Source organism: Micromonospora sp. HB375 (genome assembly GCF_017872985.1).
GTDB classification, from domain to species: domain Bacteria; phylum Actinomycetota; class Actinomycetes; order Mycobacteriales; family Micromonosporaceae; genus Micromonospora; species Micromonospora chalcea.
This window is the reverse complement of record NZ_JAGGJO010000001.1, coordinates 5,574,746-5,590,175: the sequence shown is the minus strand read 5'-3', so window position 1 is coordinate 5,590,175 and position 15,430 is coordinate 5,574,746. Positions and strand designations below refer to the sequence as shown.

The 15,430-nt window shown below is 73.6% G+C and carries 15 protein-coding genes; 12 read left to right on the top strand and 3 right to left on the bottom strand.

Going from position 1 to position 15,430, the window contains the following annotated elements:
- The 7 genes from mycP to J3R08_RS24595 all read left to right on the top strand — a co-directional run bounded on the left by mycP (position 1) and on the right by J3R08_RS24595 (position 9,008).
- Complete coding sequence (gene mycP / locus J3R08_RS24625; RefSeq protein ID WP_064448723.1) at positions 1 to 1,440, top strand: type VII secretion-associated serine protease mycosin; 1,440 nt, start codon at positions 1 to 3, stop codon at positions 1,438 to 1,440.
- A 367-nt stretch (positions 1,441 to 1,807) separates the two neighbouring features.
- Positions 1,808 to 2,527, top strand: a complete 720-nt coding sequence (locus J3R08_RS24620) for a TIGR03936 family radical SAM-associated protein (RefSeq protein WP_083296969.1) — start codon at positions 1,808 to 1,810, stop codon at positions 2,525 to 2,527.
- A gap of 130 nt (positions 2,528 to 2,657) precedes the next feature.
- Complete coding sequence (locus J3R08_RS24615) at positions 2,658 to 6,083, top strand: ribonuclease E/G (RefSeq protein WP_209962925.1); 3,426 nt, start codon at positions 2,658 to 2,660, stop codon at positions 6,081 to 6,083.
- A gap of 294 nt (positions 6,084 to 6,377) precedes the next feature.
- On the top strand, positions 6,378 to 6,692 hold the full coding sequence (gene rplU / locus J3R08_RS24610) for a 50S ribosomal protein L21 (protein WP_018787289.1): 315 nt from the start codon (positions 6,378 to 6,380) through the stop codon (positions 6,690 to 6,692).
- Between the two features lie 11 nt (positions 6,693 to 6,703).
- On the top strand, positions 6,704 to 6,958 hold the full coding sequence (gene rpmA / locus J3R08_RS24605) for a 50S ribosomal protein L27 (RefSeq protein WP_013288010.1): 255 nt from the start codon (positions 6,704 to 6,706) through the stop codon (positions 6,956 to 6,958).
- An 89-nt stretch (positions 6,959 to 7,047) separates the two neighbouring features.
- Positions 7,048 to 8,499, top strand: a complete 1,452-nt coding sequence (gene obgE / locus J3R08_RS24600) for a GTPase ObgE (RefSeq protein WP_043328970.1) — start codon at positions 7,048 to 7,050, stop codon at positions 8,497 to 8,499.
- A gap of 59 nt (positions 8,500 to 8,558) precedes the next feature.
- Entirely contained in the window at positions 8,559 to 9,008 is a 450-nt protein-coding gene (locus J3R08_RS24595) for a GNAT family N-acetyltransferase (protein ID WP_209962921.1), read from the top strand.
- 16 nt (positions 9,009 to 9,024) lie between these two features.
- On the opposite strand, the gene J3R08_RS24590 is transcribed toward J3R08_RS24595, so the two are convergent.
- Positions 9,025 to 9,684, bottom strand: coding sequence for a DUF6766 family protein (locus J3R08_RS24590; protein ID WP_209962919.1), 660 nt, complete (start codon positions 9,682 to 9,684; stop codon positions 9,025 to 9,027).
- Between the two features lie 85 nt (positions 9,685 to 9,769).
- A complete protein-coding gene (locus J3R08_RS24585) occupies positions 9,770 to 10,234 on the bottom strand; it encodes a DUF4383 domain-containing protein (protein WP_209964407.1) in 465 nt (154 codons plus the stop codon).
- A 211-nt stretch (positions 10,235 to 10,445) separates the two neighbouring features.
- Here J3R08_RS24585 and J3R08_RS24580 point away from each other — a divergent pair, with 211 nt between their 5' ends.
- Genes J3R08_RS24580 through J3R08_RS24570 form a run of 3 tightly spaced genes read left to right on the top strand, consistent with a single transcriptional unit; the run spans position 10,446 to position 12,353 of the window.
- Positions 10,446 to 11,231 carry a hypothetical protein gene (locus J3R08_RS24580; protein WP_166457747.1) on the top strand — a complete coding sequence of 262 codons (786 nt, stop codon included), beginning with the start codon at positions 10,446 to 10,448 and terminating at the stop codon, positions 11,229 to 11,231.
- 31 nt (positions 11,232 to 11,262) lie between these two features.
- Positions 11,263 to 11,715, top strand: a complete 453-nt coding sequence (locus tag J3R08_RS24575; RefSeq protein WP_209962918.1) for a phage holin family protein — start codon at positions 11,263 to 11,265, stop codon at positions 11,713 to 11,715.
- The gene (locus tag J3R08_RS24570; protein WP_113972694.1) at positions 11,712 to 12,353 is read left to right on the top strand and encodes a DUF3618 domain-containing protein; all 642 of its coding nucleotides are present in this window, start codon (positions 11,712 to 11,714) and stop codon (positions 12,351 to 12,353) included. Before J3R08_RS24575 ends, J3R08_RS24570 begins: the two co-directional genes overlap by 4 nt.
- Positions 12,354 to 12,369: 16 nt before the next feature.
- On the opposite strand, the gene J3R08_RS24565 is transcribed toward J3R08_RS24570, so the two are convergent.
- Positions 12,370 to 13,491 carry a glycosyltransferase family 2 protein gene (locus J3R08_RS24565; protein WP_209962916.1) on the bottom strand — a complete coding sequence of 374 codons (1,122 nt, stop codon included), beginning with the start codon at positions 13,489 to 13,491 and terminating at the stop codon, positions 12,370 to 12,372.
- A gap of 122 nt (positions 13,492 to 13,613) precedes the next feature.
- Here J3R08_RS24565 and J3R08_RS24560 point away from each other — a divergent pair, with 122 nt between their 5' ends.
- A complete protein-coding gene (locus J3R08_RS24560; protein WP_209962914.1) occupies positions 13,614 to 14,252 on the top strand; it encodes a cyclase in 639 nt (212 codons plus the stop codon).
- A complete protein-coding gene (locus J3R08_RS24555) occupies positions 14,249 to 15,427 on the top strand; it encodes a zinc-dependent alcohol dehydrogenase (protein ID WP_069087988.1) in 1,179 nt (392 codons plus the stop codon). The genes J3R08_RS24560 and J3R08_RS24555 overlap by 4 nt, the downstream gene beginning before the upstream one ends.
- The last annotated feature ends 3 nt before the right edge of the window (positions 15,428 to 15,430 follow it).

Genomic DNA, 15,430 nt, shown 5'->3' with positions numbered 1-15,430 from the left:
ATGACGGTGCACGTCGGCGCGTTCCGGCCGGTGGTGGCCGCGCTGGCGGCCGGGCTGATGGTGCTGGGGGCCGCGCAGCCCGCCGTCGGCGCTCCCCGCCGGGCCGAGCAGTGGTACCTCGACGAGCTGCGGATCGACCGGGCACACCAGATCTCCACCGGGCGTGGTGTCGTGGTCGGAGTGGTCGACAGCGGCGCCGACGCCGACCACCCGGACCTGCGCGGCCGGCTCCTGGCCGGGCGCAGCACGTTCGACTCCGGCGACGGCCGGCGCGACCCGGACGGCCACGGCACCCACATGGCCGGGATCATCGCGGCGAACGGCACCGGGGTGGTCGGCGTCGCGCCGGACGCCCGGATCCTGCCCATCCGCACGCCGTCCGGCGACAAGGGCGCCGACGCGGGCAACTCCGCGACCGGCATCCGGATGGCGGTGGACGGCGGCGCGAAGGTGCTCAACCTGTCCTACGGGCACGCCGGGGCCGTCGACGAGGGCGAAGAGGCGGCGATCCGGTACGCGCTGGAACGCGACGTGGTCGTGGTGGCCGCCGCCGGCAACGTCCGCAAGCTCGGCCCGGACATCGCCTCACCCGCGAAGATCCCCGGCGTGATCGCGGTGACCGGCACGACCCGGGGCGGCGGCTTCTGGCCCGGCTCGGCCCAGGGCCCGGAGGCGGTGGTCGCCGCTCCGGGGGACGAGGTCTACAACATCGGACCCGACCGGGGGTACGGCTGGGGCGACGGCACGTCCGACTCCACGGCCATCGTCGCCGGTGTGGCGGCGCTGATCAGGTCGAAGTTCCCCCGGCTCTCCGCACCCGACGTGATCAACCGGATCATCCGTACCGCCCGGGACGCCGGCCCGCCCGGCCGCGACCCGCAGTTCGGCTTCGGCCGGATCGACCCGGTGGCGGCGCTCACCGCCGACGTGCCGTCGGTGTCGGCAAACCCGCTGCTCGGCGCCGCTCCGGCCAGCGCGTCCGCGCCACCGGCCGCGGCCGAGGACGAAGACTTCGACGTGACCGACTACGGCGACCGGGGCGGCCCCACCGACCAGCAGGTCATGGTGATCGGCATCGGCATCGCCGTGGCGCTGGTGGTGCTGTTGGCGCTCGTGGTGTTCCTGATCTGGAACCGCCGCCGGCACCGGCGCGAGCTGGCGCGCGCCGCCGACATCCCGGACGAGGCGCTCGACCGGATGACCGAGCAGGGCCCGCCGGTCCCGGCCGGCCACCCCGCCGGCTACGGCCCGCCGCCCGGCTACGGCCCACCCGGCGGCCCTTCGTCGCCCGGTGCCTACGCCCGCCCGGGCACCTCACCGCACCCTGGCGCCCCGTCCCAGCCGGACGGATACCCGCCCAAGGGCACCCACCCCCAGCCCGGCCCCGGCGCCTACCCACCCCCGGCCCAGCCCACCCCGCCCCACGACAACCGCTCCTGACCCCGCCCAACCTCTCCCGGCCCTCCGGCCCACCCCGTCGATCATGAGGTTGGCGGCGACGTCGATCTCCAATTCCGCCGCCAACTTCATGATCGCCGGCCCTTGTCGGCCCGACCCGGCAGGCCGGGTGGGGTGATCAAGGGGTTTGGGGTCTCGGGGGCGTGGGAGCTGGACGTGAACTCCTTGATCACGGCGGGGGCGGGCGGGGGTTTGGGGCGGTTTGGGGTGGGTGGGGTGGCCCCGGGTGTGGGGCACCGTGGGTGCTGCGCCAGGATGGGACCGATACGCAGGCACAGCCGAGGAGCTCACGATCGCCAGAAAGCCTCAACCCGAGGGCGGCCAGGCCCCCGTCGTCCAGCGGGTCCGTATCCGGTACGCCAAGCGGGGACCGCTGCGTTTCACCTCGCACCGGGACTTCGCCCGGGCCTTCGAGCGCGCGCTGCGCCGGGCCGGCGTGCCGATCGCCTTCTCCCAGGGCTTCACCCCACACCCCAAGATCTCGTACGCCTCGGCGGCGCCCACAGGTGTGGCCAGCGAGGCGGAGTACCTGGAGATCGGGCTGCGTGAGCCGGTCGACCCGGCGCGGCTGCGCGAGGCCCTCGACGCCGCGCTCTCGCCCGGACTCGACGTGCTCGACGCGGTGGAGGCCACCGGCGGCAGCCTCGCCGACCGGATCGAGGCGTCGTACTGGCGGATCGAGCTGCCCGAGGTCGACCCGAAGGTGCTGGCGGGGGCCGTGGCGGCCTTCACCGCCGCCGAGGAGGTCCTGGTCGAGCGGATGACCAAGCAGGGGCGGCGTACGTTCGACGCCCGTGCGGCAGTGGTTTCCATCGATGTGGTGTCTCCGTCTGAGACGCCTTCCGAAGCGGCGGCCGTACCGTGTGCGATACTCGAACTGGTCGTGCGGCAGGTCACCCCGTCCGTTCGGCCCGATGACGTCCTGTCCGGCCTCCGCGCGGTGGCCGCCCTGGAGCCGCCGGTCACCCCGAAGGTGATCCGGCTGGCGCAGGGCACGCTGACCGCGCAGGGCGAGATCGTCGATCCGTTGGAAGCGGATCGCGACGGGGCAACCATCGGAGAGCGCTGACCGTCGGTCAACGCTCTGGCAGGCAGACTTCGGCGGTCGCGCGTTTGCGCGCCCGGCGGAAACACCTTTGCGGCAACCCTGCGTGGCAGCGCTCACCCGCGCCCGGGGCAGCCAGAACTGGAGAACGTCCATGCTCGAGAACGAGCCCGAGGGCGGCGAACGGACCGGCGCAGAGCCGACCGGGACGCCCGCCGACAACGCCGCCACCGCCTCCGGCAGCGCCGCGAGCGCGGCCTCCGCCAGCGCCCAGGGTGCCGCCTCCGGCAGCGCCGACGACGGCACCGCCCAGGGCGTCGCCAGTGCGGAAGGCGCCACCGCTGAAGGCGTCGCCGCCCTGGAGGGCGTCGCCGAGACCAAGCCGCCGGCCCGTAAGCGGGCCAGCCGTCGCAAGGCCGCCCCGCTGAACCAGCCGGAGCAGACCGACGCGCCGGTCGAGGCGTCCACCGCGGCGACCGGCAGCGGCGAGTCGCCGCAGGCCGAGGTGCTCGCACCGATCGCCGGAGAGCTGGACACCGCGCCCAAGACCACCCGGCGGCGTCGTAAGGCGACCCCGGCGAAGGCGGTCGAGGAACCGGTGGCCGCGGCAGGTGTGGAGGCCGCCTCGGAGGAGGTCGTGCCGCCGGTCAAGGTGACCCGGACCCGTCGTCGCAAGGCCACGCCGCCGGCTGCCGAGACCGTCGCGCCGGACGAGACCGCCGCCGGCGGGCAGACGGCCACGGACGGGGTGATCGACGGGCCGGTCTCCGCGCCCGGGGGCGACCTGATCGCCGAGGGCCGCGCCGACATCGACGGTGCCGAGGCCACCGCGCCGGGCCAGGCCGGCGTCGCGGAGAGCACGGGTACCGCCGGGCGGTCCCGCACCCGCCGCCGCGCCGCCACCGCCGACAAGGCCGCCTCCGGGGACACGGCCACCGCCACCGGCGACAAGGCCGCCACCGGCGACCGGACCACCGCCACCGGGGATGTGGCCACCACCGGCGGGAGCGGGGCCACCGCCGGTGACAAGGCGATCGCCGGCATCGGCGAGGACGCCGAGGACGAGGACGCCGAGGCCGGGACCGTCGAGGACGCGAGCGCCGCGGGTGCGCGTACCCACGAGGTCGACCTGGCCCGCAGCGGCGGCCCGGCGGACGCGACGGGCGTCGTGTCGACGGGCGCCGCCGTGCCGCGCGTGGACGAGGAGCCGGCCGAGCCGACGCCGCCCACCACCCGGCGGCGTCGTGCCGCGCTCTCCGCGCCGACCGTCCTGTTCATGGCGCCGCAGCCCGACGAGGCGCCCGCCGTCCAGGTCACGTACCCGGCGGCGGAGGAGCCGATCGAGGAAGCGGTCGAGACCGGCCGGCGCCGCCGTCGCGCCCGCCGGGAGGTCGAGCCGGCCGAGGCCGAGCCGGAGGTCGTCGAGGAGGAGCCGGCCGCCGAGGCCGAGGAGTCCGCCGAGATCGACGAGGACGACGAGACGGCCGCCGGCCGGCGGCGTCGTCGCCGGGGTCGCCGGGGCCGGGGCCGGGGCAAGGGTGGCGCCGACGAGGCCGACGACGAGGACGTCGAGGAGCCCGCCGCGGCCGAGACCGCCGAGGACGAGACCGAGGAGTCCGCCGAGGACGAGGAGCCCGACGGCGAGGGGATGACCCGCCGCCGTCGCCGCCGTCGCCGCCGCGGCGCGGGGGAGGCGGACACCGCCGCCGAGGACGGCGTGCCCACCGTCGTCAAGATCCGTGAGCCGCGCAAGCCGGTCGACGAGGTGCAGGGCGTCTCCGGCTCGACCCGGCTGGAGGCCAAGCGGCAGCGCCGCCGGGACGGCCGCGAGCAGCGGCGTACCCGGCCGCCGATCCTGAGCGAGTCGGAGTTCCTGGCCCGCCGTGAGGCGGTCGACCGGGTGATGGTGGTCCGCCAGCGCGGCGACCGCACCCAGATCGCCGTGCTCGAGGACGGCGTGCTGGTCGAGCACTACGTGACCCGCAACTCGTCCGCCACCATGGCCGGCAACGTCTACCTGGGCAAGGTCCAGAACGTGCTGCCGAGCATGGAGGCCGCCTTCGTCGACATCGGGCGCGGGCGCAACGCGGTGCTGTACGCCGGCGAGGTCAACTGGGACGCCACCGGCCTGGAGGGCCGGGCGCGCTCGATCGAGCAGGCGCTGCGCTCCGGCGACTCGGTGCTCGTGCAGGTGACCAAGGACCCGATCGGGCACAAGGGCGCGCGGCTGACCAGTCACATCGCGCTCTCCGGCCGGCACCTGGTCTACGTGCCGAACGGCAACGCCTCCGGCATCAGCCGCAAGCTGCCCGACACCGAGCGTAAGCGGCTGCGGGACGCGCTGAAGAAGCTGGTGCCGGACGGCGCCGGGGTGATCGTCCGGACCGCGGCCGAGGGCGCCAGCGAGGACGAGCTGGCGCGTGACGTCAAGCGGCTGCAGGCGCAGTGGGAGGACATCCAGGCCAAGGCGACCGAGGGCGGCGCCCCGGTGCTGCTCTACGAGGAGCCGGACCTGGTCATCCGCGTGGTCCGGGACCTCTTCAACGAGGACTTCCGCGAGCTGGTCATCGAGGGCGAGTCCGCGTACGACCTGGTCGAGTCGTACCTGTCGCACGTCTCGCCGGACCTGGTGGCGCGGCTGCGCCGGCACGCCGGGGTGGCGGACGTGTTCGCCGAGTACCGGATCGACGAGCAGATCCTCAAGGGGCTGGACCGGAAGGTCTTCCTCCCCTCCGGCGGCTCGCTGGTGATCGACCGCACCGAGGCGATGACCGTCATCGACGTCAACACCGGCAAGTACACCGGCTCCGGCGGCAACCTGGAGGAGACGGTCACCCGCAACAACCTGGAGGCGGCCGAGGAGATCGTGCGTCAGCTGCGGCTGCGCGACCTCGGCGGCATCGTGGTGATCGACTTCATCGACATGGTGCTGGAGTCGAACCGGGAGCTGGTGCTGCGCCGGCTCACCGAGTGCCTGGGCCGGGACCGCACCAAGCACCAGGTCACCGAGATCACCTCGCTCGGCCTGGTGCAGATGACCCGTAAGCGCATCGGCGCGGGCCTGCTGGAGGCGTTCAGCGAGACCTGCGAGTGCTGCAAGGGCCGGGGCGTGATCATTCACACCGAGCCGGTGCCGGAGAAGCCGCGCGGCGGCGCGGGCGAGAAGGTCAAGGCGGTCGCCTCGGCGGTCGCCGCGCCGGCCGAGGAGAAGAGCGGCCGACGCCGGGGCCGCAAGGCCGCCGCGGAGAAGCCGGCCGTGGAGGCCGTACCGGAGCAACCGGCCGCGCAGCCGCAGGCCGCCACCGAGCCGCCCGCTGCGGTCGCGCCGCCGGAGCGGACCGTCGCCGAGGTGGTCGAGACCGACGACGACTACTACGACACCCAGGGCTACGACCTGTCCCGGTTCGAGACGGACACGCCCGCCGCCCCGGCGGTTGCGGACAGCCAGGAGGGCGACTCGGCCCGGCTGGCCGCCGCCGACGACCCGGACGCGATCGGTGACGGCGACAGCGACGACGACAGCGGCGCCCCGCGCCGGCGGACCCGCCGTGGCGGCGCCCGGCGGCGTACCCGGCCGTAGGGCACTGACCTGCGCGAACAGGGCCCCCGATCCACGCCTGGCGTGTGGCGCGGGGGCCCTGTCGTGCCGGTGGGCCGCGCGGAAGAGCCGCCTACCGGCAGCCCGGTTTGGGGAGCGGGCCGGGTATGGCGTAGGCTTGCCTGCGGCGCACTTTGGTGTGCCGAGTTCCCGCGTGCCCGCGCCGCCGGTGTCACGGCTCCCGGCGAGACGCCGTGGGAACGACCGCCGACGGTGTGACAACCGGCAGCGGTGGAACAGACGCCAGCAGCCTCAACGACAGGGAGTCCGCCTCCGATGTACGCGATCGTCAAGACCGGCGGCAAGCAGTACAAGGTCGCCGAGGGCGACGTGATCGAGGTCGAGAAGCTCGCCGGTGCCCCCGGCGACGCGGTGAAGCTCACCGCGGTGCTCCTCGTCGACGGTGACGACCTGGTGACCGACGCGGCGAAGCTCGCCAAGGTCGCGGTGTCCGGCGAGATCGCCGCGCACACCAAGGGCCCGAAGATCCGGATCCACAAGTTCAAGAACAAGACCGGCTACCACAAGCGCCAGGGTCACCGCCAGCCGCTGACCCAGGTCAAGGTGACCGGCATCTCCAGCGGGAAGTAGGTCGTCCTCCAATGGCTCACAAAAAGGGTGCGTCCAGCTCGCGTAACGGCCGTGACTCCGCGGCCCAGCGGCTCGGCGTGAAGCGCTTCGGTGGTCAGGTCGTCAGCGCGGGTGAGATCCTCATCCGTCAGCGTGGCACCAAGTTCCACCCCGGTGACCTGGTCGGCCGTGGCGGCGACGACACGCTGTTCGCGCTGGCCGCCGGCTCGGTTCAGTTCGGCACCAAGCGCGGTCGCAAGACCGTCAGCATCGTGCCGCAGCAGTAGTTTTCTGGCCAAGCGGGCCGCGGACCTCTGGTCCCGGCCCGCTTCGCCTTTTCACGCGCGGGGCGGACCCCGCTGGAAGGATTGGCGTCGTGACGACGTTCGTTGACCGGGTCGTCCTGCACATGCAGGCCGGCGACGGCGGGCACGGCTGTGTCTCGATCCACCGGGAGAAGTTCAAGCCGTTCGGCGGGCCGGACGGCGGCAACGGCGGCCACGGCGGCAGCGTGTCCCTGGTGGTCGACGCGCAGGTCACCACGCTGCTCGACTTCCACTTCCGGCCCCACCTGAAGGCCGAGAACGGCAAGGGCGGGGCCGGCTCGAACCGGGACGGCGCGAACGGCCGCGACCTGGTCATCAAGGTGCCCAACGGCACCGTGGTGCAGAGCCTCGACGGCGAGGTCCTGGCCGACATGGTCGGCGTGGGCACCACGTTCGAGGCGGCCCGGGGCGGCCGGGGCGGACGCGGCAACGCCTCGCTGGCGAACGCCCGCCGCAAGGCGCCCGGCTTCGCCGAGCTGGGTGAGCCCGGCGACCGGCTGGACGTGGTGCTGGAGCTCAAGAGCGTCGCCGACGTGGGCCTGGTCGGCTTCCCGTCGGCCGGCAAGTCGTCGCTGATCTCGGTGATCTCCGCGGCCAAGCCGAAGATCGCCGACTACCCGTTCACCACGCTGGTGCCGAACCTGGGCGTGGTCCGGGTGGACAACCACACCTTCACCGTCGCCGACGTACCGGGCCTGATCCCGGGCGCGGCCAGCGGCAAGGGCCTGGGCCTGGAGTTCCTCCGCCACGTCGAGCGCTGCGCCGTGCTGGTGCACGTGGTCGACACCGCGACGCTTGAGCCCGGCCGCGACCCGCTCGCCGACATCGACGCCATCGAGTCGGAGCTGTCCCAGTACGGCGGGCTCGCCGACCGGCCCCGGCTGGTCGCGCTCAACAAGGTCGACGTGCCCGACGGCAAGGACCTCGCCGACATCGTCCGCCCCGACCTGGAGGCCCGTGGCCTGCGGGTCTTCGACGTCTCCACCGCCACCCGCGAGGGCCTGCGCGAGCTGACGTACGCGATGGCGGAGCTGGTCGAGCAGGGCCGTCGGGCCGCCCCGCCGGCCGAGCCGACCCGGATCGTGATCCGCCCGAAGGCGGTCGACGACGCCGGCTTCACCATCGAGGCCGAGCCGGACGGCTCGTACACGGTGCGCGGCAGCCGGCCGGAGCGCTGGGTCAAGCAGACCAACTTCGACAACGACGAGGCGGTGGGTTACCTGGCCGACCGGCTGGCCCGCCTCGGCGTCGAGGAGAAGCTCGCCAAGGCCGGCGCGCAGGCCGGTGACCTGGTGCGCATCGGCGAACGGGAGTTCGACTGGCAACCGACGCTCTACGCCGGTGTCGACTTCGTACCCGGTAACCGGGGCACCGACGTGCGGCTGGAGGAGAAGTCGAACCGACCGTCGGCGTCCGACCGGCTGGCGGCCCGCAAGGCCCGCCGGGTCCGCCCGGAGGACGAGATCGAGGCCGCGGCCGCGGCGGAAGCGGACGTCGAGTAGCCGTCTGCGGGACGGTGGCGGGAAACCTGCGCGAAATCCGGCGGATCTAGCGTACGGGCATGTTGATCGAGTCCCGTCCCGCCACCGACCCGGAGATCGCCGCGCTCGTCGTCGCCCAGCAGCGTGAGCCGCGCGACGCGGACGGCGGGCTGGACGGGCAGGTGACGGTCGTGCACACCGACATCCACTACCTGGCCGCCGTGGTGGGCGGCCGGGCGGTCGGCTGCGGTGGGCTCCAGGCGCTCGACGCCGACACCGGTGAGCTGAAGCGGATGTACGTGCGACCGGCGTTCCGGGGGCGGGGCATCGCCCGGCAGTTGCTCGTCGCGCTGGAGGAACTGGCGTTCCGGGCGGGGCACCGGACGGTGTGCCTGGAGACGGGCACCTACCTGCCGGCGGCGATCTCGCTCTACCGGTCCAGCGGCTACGAGCCGATCCCGGTGTACGGCGAGTACGTGGACAACCCGTACAGCGTCTGCTTCGCCAAGCGGCTGCCGGTGGCGGCCTGATCGGCCGGCCTGACGCTCAGGCGCTGGTCTGGGCGTGCGGCGCGGTGACCGGCTTCGACTCCGGGCTGGCGTGCTGGCGCAGCACGATGCTGAGCAGGATCAGCACGCCGACGGCGAGGAACTCGCTCTGCCAGTTCTGCATCGACTGGAACCAGAAGTCGCTGGTGCCGAGGAACTGCCAGGCGCTGATCGGGGCGGCGCCGCTCTCCAGCGCCTGCTCCTGGTTGTAGGCGGCCACGCCGCCGAACAGATGCCCCAGGAACGAGCCGCCGAAGATCATCAGAAGCGCGATGGCGAGGCTGTTCCGGTAGACCACGAGCGGCAGCCCGCCGACCCGTACCGGCCAGGGCGAGTCGGGGCGGGCGTGGTCCCGGTTGTCCTCCGGCCGGTCCGTCTGGTCCTCCGGCTTCGACTCGGCCGAGCCCTTCTGCACCAGGTACGCGGTGAGCAGCACGTAGCCGCCCATCTGGAGGAACTCCGACTCCCAGTTCTCGAACACCGCCTCGGCGAAGTGCCCGGTGCCGAGATAGGCCCACCAGCTCAGCGGCTCGATGCCGTACCGGTTCAGCTCCTCGTTGTGCACCTGCCAGCCGAAGACGCTCTGCAGCAGCAGGAAGACCAGGAACGCGCCGAGCATGGCGACCGAGAGCATGTTGTCGCGCAACCACCGTGGCATCGCCGGACCTCCTCGACCCGCTCGCGCCTGCCCTCCTGCCCGGCATCGGGTCGGGACAAACCCCGCACCGGCGTGTCGCGCCTGGTCAGGGACGGTCGAACGGGGCCTCCACCCGGGTGCCGGTGCCGAGGTTGTTGTTGAGCAGCAGGCCGGCCGCGAGCATGCCGAAACCGAGGAACAGGTGCAGCCAGTTGTCGGCGTCATTTACCGGCACGAAGTTCGCCGAGGCATCCCGGTCGATGGCGAAGCCGTACAGCCACAGCACCAGGTAGAGCGCGCCGCCGCCGGCGAGGAACGCGCGCGCCCCGGCCAGCCGCCGCGCCATGACCAGACCGACCAGGCCGAACAGCAGGTGCACCAGGTTGTGCAGCACCGACACCTGGAACACCCCGAGCAGCTTCGCCTCGGAGTGGTGCCCGGCGAACGTCATCTCGCCGTAGTGCGTGGTGATGCCGGGTACGAAACCGAGCACGCCGATCAGCGCGAAGACGGCTGCCGCCGCGAGGGCGACCTTCTGCACCGTAGGCCGGGCGGGCGCGTGTTCGCGCACGTCACGTGCCATCCCTGTCACCCCCGTGGACTCGCCGCCGCCCGGGCGGGCAGGCATTCCATTCTCTGACCGGAGCGGGTCGCTCCCGCAGAGAAATCACGAATCAGGCATGGACCGGTCGACCGGGGGTAGGGCGATTGTCATGCGGAAACAAATCCGCGTACCCCCCCCGAGAACACCCGCTGGGAAACACACGAGCGGAAGGGACATCATGACTCAGGATCTTTCCCCGGCTTCTGCCACGTACCAGTCGACGAACGGCGGCGGCGTGCGTGACCAGGCCCGCCAGGTGGGTTCCGACGCCGCGAGCGCCGGTGGCGCCGTGGCGCAGACCGCCAAGGAGCAGGGTCGGGAGGTGGTGGGCGAGGCCAAGCGACAGGCCCGCGACCTTTACGGCGAGACCCGCAGCCAGGTCACCGCCCAGGCCGGTCAGCAGCAGCAGCGCGCCGCCAGCGGCCTGCGGTCGCTCGCCGACGAGATGCGCACCATGGCGCAGCAGGGTGGCGGCTCCGGCCCGGTCACCGAGCTGGCCCACCAGGCGGCCGAGCGGGTGCACGGCGTGGCCGGCTGGCTGGAGCAGCGCGAGCCGGGCGACCTGCTCAACGAGGTGAAGAACTACGCCCGTCGCAACCCCGGCACGTTCCTCGTCGGCGCCGCGCTGCTCGGCGTGGTCGCCGGGCGGCTCACCCGCAACATCACCGCGCTCGGCGACGACAACAGCGGCGCGCGGCCGGCGTACGACCCGGACCGCACGGCCGTCATCCCGACCGCGCGTGAGGTGCCGGACCAGGTGCCGCCGGGCGGCTACCTCGACCCGACGCCGGGCAGCTACGCCGAGCCGGACCCGGGCTACTCCGCGCCGGGCGCGACCTACCCCACCGGCGGCGCCCCGAACACCTGGGCCGACCCGGCGGGTGGCACCGGTCAGCCGCTGCCGCCGCCGGAGCGCACCGACCCGCTGCCGGGCGTCCCGTCCACCGGCGCTCCCCGCCCGTGACCGGCCGTACCGGCAGAAGGGAGGCGACGGCATGACCGTACCCACGCAGGACCCCGGCTATCAGGCGGCGGGCGCCCCGCCCCACGCCGACGAGGTGCGCGGCAGCTCGCTCGGCGACCTGATGCGCCAGGTCACCACTGACCTGTCCACGCTGATGCGGCAGGAGGTCGAACTGGCGAAGGCGGAGATCCGCCAGGAGGGCAAGAAGGCGGGCAAGGCCGCCGGCCTGTTCGGCGGCGCCGGTTTCGGCGGCTACATGGTGGCGCTCTTCGTCTCGATCGCGATCTGGCAGTTCCTCGACAACGTCATGGACTCCGGGCTGGCCGCGCTGATCGTGGCCGTCGTCTGGGCCGTTGTCGCGGCGGTCCTGTACTCGATGGGCAAGAAGAACGCCGAGCGGATCCGCGGCCTGAAGCAGACGAACGACAGCGTGCAGCGCATCCCCGACGCGCTCAAGCCGCACCCGGAGGGAGTCATCCGATGAGCACCGATCCCGAGCAGATCCGCCGCGAGATCGAAGCCACCCGCAACAACCTCAGCTCGGACGTGGACGCCCTGGCGTACAAGGTCAGCCCGGGCCGCATCGTCGACGACCGCAAGCAGCGCGTGCGCAGCGCGCTGACGAACGTGAAGGACAAGGTGATGGGAACCGCATCGGACCTCGGCCACGGCACCGGCCACGCCGCCCACTCGGTGGGCGACCACGCCTCCTCGATGGCCTCCACGGTGGGCGACAAGGCGCACTCGGCCGCCGCCACGGTGGGCGACGCCGCCCACCGGGCGCCGCAGGTGGTGCGGCGCAAGTCCGAGGGCAACCCGATCGCCGCCGGCGTGATCGCCTTCGGCGTCGGCATGCTGGTCTCCTCGCTGATCCCCGCCACCCGCCGCGAGCAGCAGGTCGCCGCGCAGGTCAAGGAGAAGGCCGCCGAGCACGGCGGCGTGGTCAAGGAGAAGCTGGGCGAGGTCGCCGGTGAGCTGAAGGAGGAGCTGCGCGAGCCCGCGCAGCACGCCGCCGAGTCGGTGAAGGCCACCGCGCAGGACGCCGCGTACGCGGTCAAGGACGACGGCCGCGCCGCGGCGCAGGACGTGCGGCACAGCGCCGAGCAGGCGCGGTCCTCCTGAAGGCCCGCGCTCTCGGTTAGGAAGGGCCCCTTCTTATCGCCTCGCGATAAGAAGGGGCCCTTCCTTTCACCTCAGCGGGCATCGACCCGGTCTGCACCCAGAGCACCAGCTCGTCCGGGCGGTGCCGGGTCGTCCGCCGCCGCAGCGCACGTGTGGAGTTGGCCGCCACCCGCAGCCGGGCGCCCGCGTACGGCACCCCGCCGCGCAGCCGCCGGCCCACCGCGAGCCACGCGCACAGCCCGCGTTCCAGCGCCCAGAGCGGCGCGGCCAGGCTGGTGTGCGCCGGGAACACCGCCGCGCCGCCGGCCCGTCGCCGGCCCAGCTCCGCCACCGCGACAGTCGCCAGCCCGGCCCGCAGCAGCAGCCCGGGCCGGCGGGTGGCGAGCGCGGCCGCCGTCGCGGGCAGCACCGCCAGCGCGGCGAGCAGCCACGCCGGCCGGGCCGTCTCGTCGTACGCCTGGCGGACGCGCTGCCCGAGGAAGTGCGCCGCGGAGGGCGGGAGCCGCCGCACGTACAGCCACGCCGGGGTGGCGGTGCTGCCGCCGTACGCGCGCACGGTCCGGACCAGCTCCAGGTTCTCGAAGAGCACGTCCGGGTCGTAGCCGCCCATCGCCAGGAACGTGCCCCGCCGCACCCCGAGGGTGCCGGGCCAGTCCCCGCCGAACGCGCGGGCGAGCAGCGTCCGGCCGGTGTCCCACCAGGCGTGCCACGGCAGCGGGTCGAAGTGGTTCTGCGGGCGGACCAGGTCGACCCCGTCCAGCAGCTGGTGCACGGCGGCCAGGGCCGGCAGGTCGTACCGGATGTCGTCGTCGGCGATCACCACGTGCTCGTGCCGGGCCAGCGCGACGCCGGTGAGCACGCCGAGCACCTTGCCGTTGCGTCCGCGCAGCGCCGGGTCCGGCGGCACGTGCCGCACCAGCCCGTCCCAGGCGGCGGCGTGCCGGGCGAACAGCTGCGGCGGCGAGGCGTCGACCACCACCACGTCGACCCAGCGGCTCAGCTCCCGCAGGTACGCGGTCAGCTCGTCCAGGCCGCCGTCGTCGTGGGCGCGCAGCGGCAGGACGTACGCCATCGGCAGCCGGACCGGCGCGGGCGCGGCGGTCTCCTCGCCCGGGCGCGCGGCGATCGGTCGGGTCACGTCGTCTCCCCTCGTGTCGGGTCACGCGACTTGCCCGGAATGCGGCTGCTGAAACCGTTTCGGGCGGGCTGTGTCGGGTAGCGCACCCGGATACGGGACGGTCCGAGTCGGAAGGAGACGTGATGCCCAGCAACGCGACGAGATGGGCGCTGGCCGGCGCCGCCGCGGTGACCGCGCTCGGAGTCACCCGGACGGTCGCCCGGCGACGGCACCGGCACCAGCCCGACCGCGAGGACGGCTGGTACGTGGTGCGCCGCGGCATCACGGTGGACCGGCCGGTCGACGCGGTGATCGGGTTCTGGACCGACCGGGAACGGCTCGATCGAGGGCTGGCCGAGTGGGCCACGCTGGAGCAGCTCGACGCGAACCGGTGGCGCTGCGTGGCGGCCGACCCGGCCGGCGGCGGCACCGAGTGGCGGGCCGAGATCACCGTCGACGGCCCGGGCCGGTTGAGCTGGCGGGTCACTGACGGGCCGGTGGCCCAGCGCGGCCGGGTCGAGCTGGTGACCGCGCCGCAGAATCGGGGCACCGAGATCCGGGCCGAGCTGCGCTGGCGCTCCGGGCCGATCCGGCGCGCGGTCGGGCTGGCCGGTGGCACCGACCCGGACCTGGGGCTGCGCACCGCGCTGCGCCGGATCAAGTCGCTGATCGAGACCGGGCACGTGCTGGACACCCGGCACGACCCGTCCGGGCGCAGCCCGCGTCAGGAGCGGGCGACGGACAAGGTACGCGAGAAGCTGATGGTGGGAGGACGGCCGTGAGGGCGTTGTGCTGGGAGGGCGTCGGGAAGCTGGCCGTACGGGACGTGCCGGAGCCGACCATCAGGTCCGGCGGCGACATCATCGTCAAGGTGCGCGCGAGCAGCGTCTGCGGCTCCGACCTGCATCTGATCAACGGCTACCTGCCGGCGATGCGCGAGGGGGACATCCTCGGCCACGAGTTCATGGGTGAGGTGGTCGAGACCGGCCCCGACGTGCGGCGCATCTCCGTCGGTGACCGGGTGGTGGTCGGCTCGGTGGTGGCCTGCGGCTCGTGCTGGTACTGCCGCACCGAGCAGTTCTCGCTCTGCGACAACTCCAACCCGCAGCCGGTCTTCACCGAGAAGCTGTGGGGCCACTCGCCGGCCGGCATCCTCGGCTACTCGCACGCGGCCGGCGGCTACTCCGGCAGCCACGCCGAGTACATCCGGGTGCCGTTCGGCGACGTCGGCGCGTTCACCGTGCCGGACGGGGTGCCGGACGACTCGGTCGTGTTCGCCTCCGACGCCATGCCGACCGGCTGGATGGCCGCCGACTTCTGCAACCTCAAGGGCGGCGAGGTGGTGGCGGTCTGGGGCGCCGGCGGCGTCGGCCAGATGGCGGCCCGGTCCGCGCAGATCCTCGGCGCCGAGCGGGTGGTGGTCATCGACCGGCTGCCGGAACGGCTCGCCACCGCGTCGCAGCGCCTCGGCGTCGAGACGATCAACTACGCCGAGACCGACGTGCTGGAGGCGCTGCGGGAGATGACCGCCGGGCGCGGCCCGGACGCCTGCATCGAGGCCGTCGGCATGGAGTCGCACGACGTCGGCCCGGCGTACGCGTACGACAAGGCAAAGCAGACGGTACGCGCGCAGACCGACCGGCCCACCTCGGTCCGGCAGGCGATCATGGCGGCTCGCAAGGGCGGCACGGTGAGCATCGTCGGCGTGTACGGCGGCCTGGTGGACAAGTTCCCGCTCGGCGCGGCCATGAACAAGGCCCTGGTGCTGCGGATGGGGCAGATGCACGCCCAGCGCTACATCCCGATGCTGCTGGACCGGGTCGCGGCCGGCGAGATCGACCCCGGCTACCTGGCCACCCACCCGATGTCGCTGGAGCAGGGCGCCCGGGGTTACGAGATCTTCGAGAAGAAGGAGGACGGCTGCCTGCGTACGGTGCTGCACCCGCAGGCCGCCTGACCG

Coding starts and splice junctions, on each gene's coding strand:
- J3R08_RS24575 (WP_209962918.1), top strand. CDS start 11,263: ATGACCGTACCCACGCAGGACCCCGGCTATCAGGCGGCGGGCGCCCCG.
- J3R08_RS24590 (WP_209962919.1), bottom strand. CDS start 9,684: ATGCCACGGTGGTTGCGCGACAACATGCTCTCGGTCGCCATGCTCGGC.
- J3R08_RS24570 (WP_113972694.1), top strand. CDS start 11,712: ATGAGCACCGATCCCGAGCAGATCCGCCGCGAGATCGAAGCCACCCGC.
- J3R08_RS24615 (WP_209962925.1), top strand. CDS start 2,658: ATGCTCGAGAACGAGCCCGAGGGCGGCGAACGGACCGGCGCAGAGCCG.
- rpmA (WP_013288010.1), top strand. CDS start 6,704: ATGGCTCACAAAAAGGGTGCGTCCAGCTCGCGTAACGGCCGTGACTCC.
- J3R08_RS24595 (WP_209962921.1), top strand. CDS start 8,559: ATGTTGATCGAGTCCCGTCCCGCCACCGACCCGGAGATCGCCGCGCTC.
- J3R08_RS24580 (WP_166457747.1), top strand. CDS start 10,446: ATGACTCAGGATCTTTCCCCGGCTTCTGCCACGTACCAGTCGACGAAC.
- rplU (WP_018787289.1), top strand. CDS start 6,378: ATGTACGCGATCGTCAAGACCGGCGGCAAGCAGTACAAGGTCGCCGAG.
- mycP (WP_064448723.1), top strand. CDS start 1: ATGACGGTGCACGTCGGCGCGTTCCGGCCGGTGGTGGCCGCGCTGGCG.
- J3R08_RS24560 (WP_209962914.1), top strand. CDS start 13,614: ATGCCCAGCAACGCGACGAGATGGGCGCTGGCCGGCGCCGCCGCGGTG.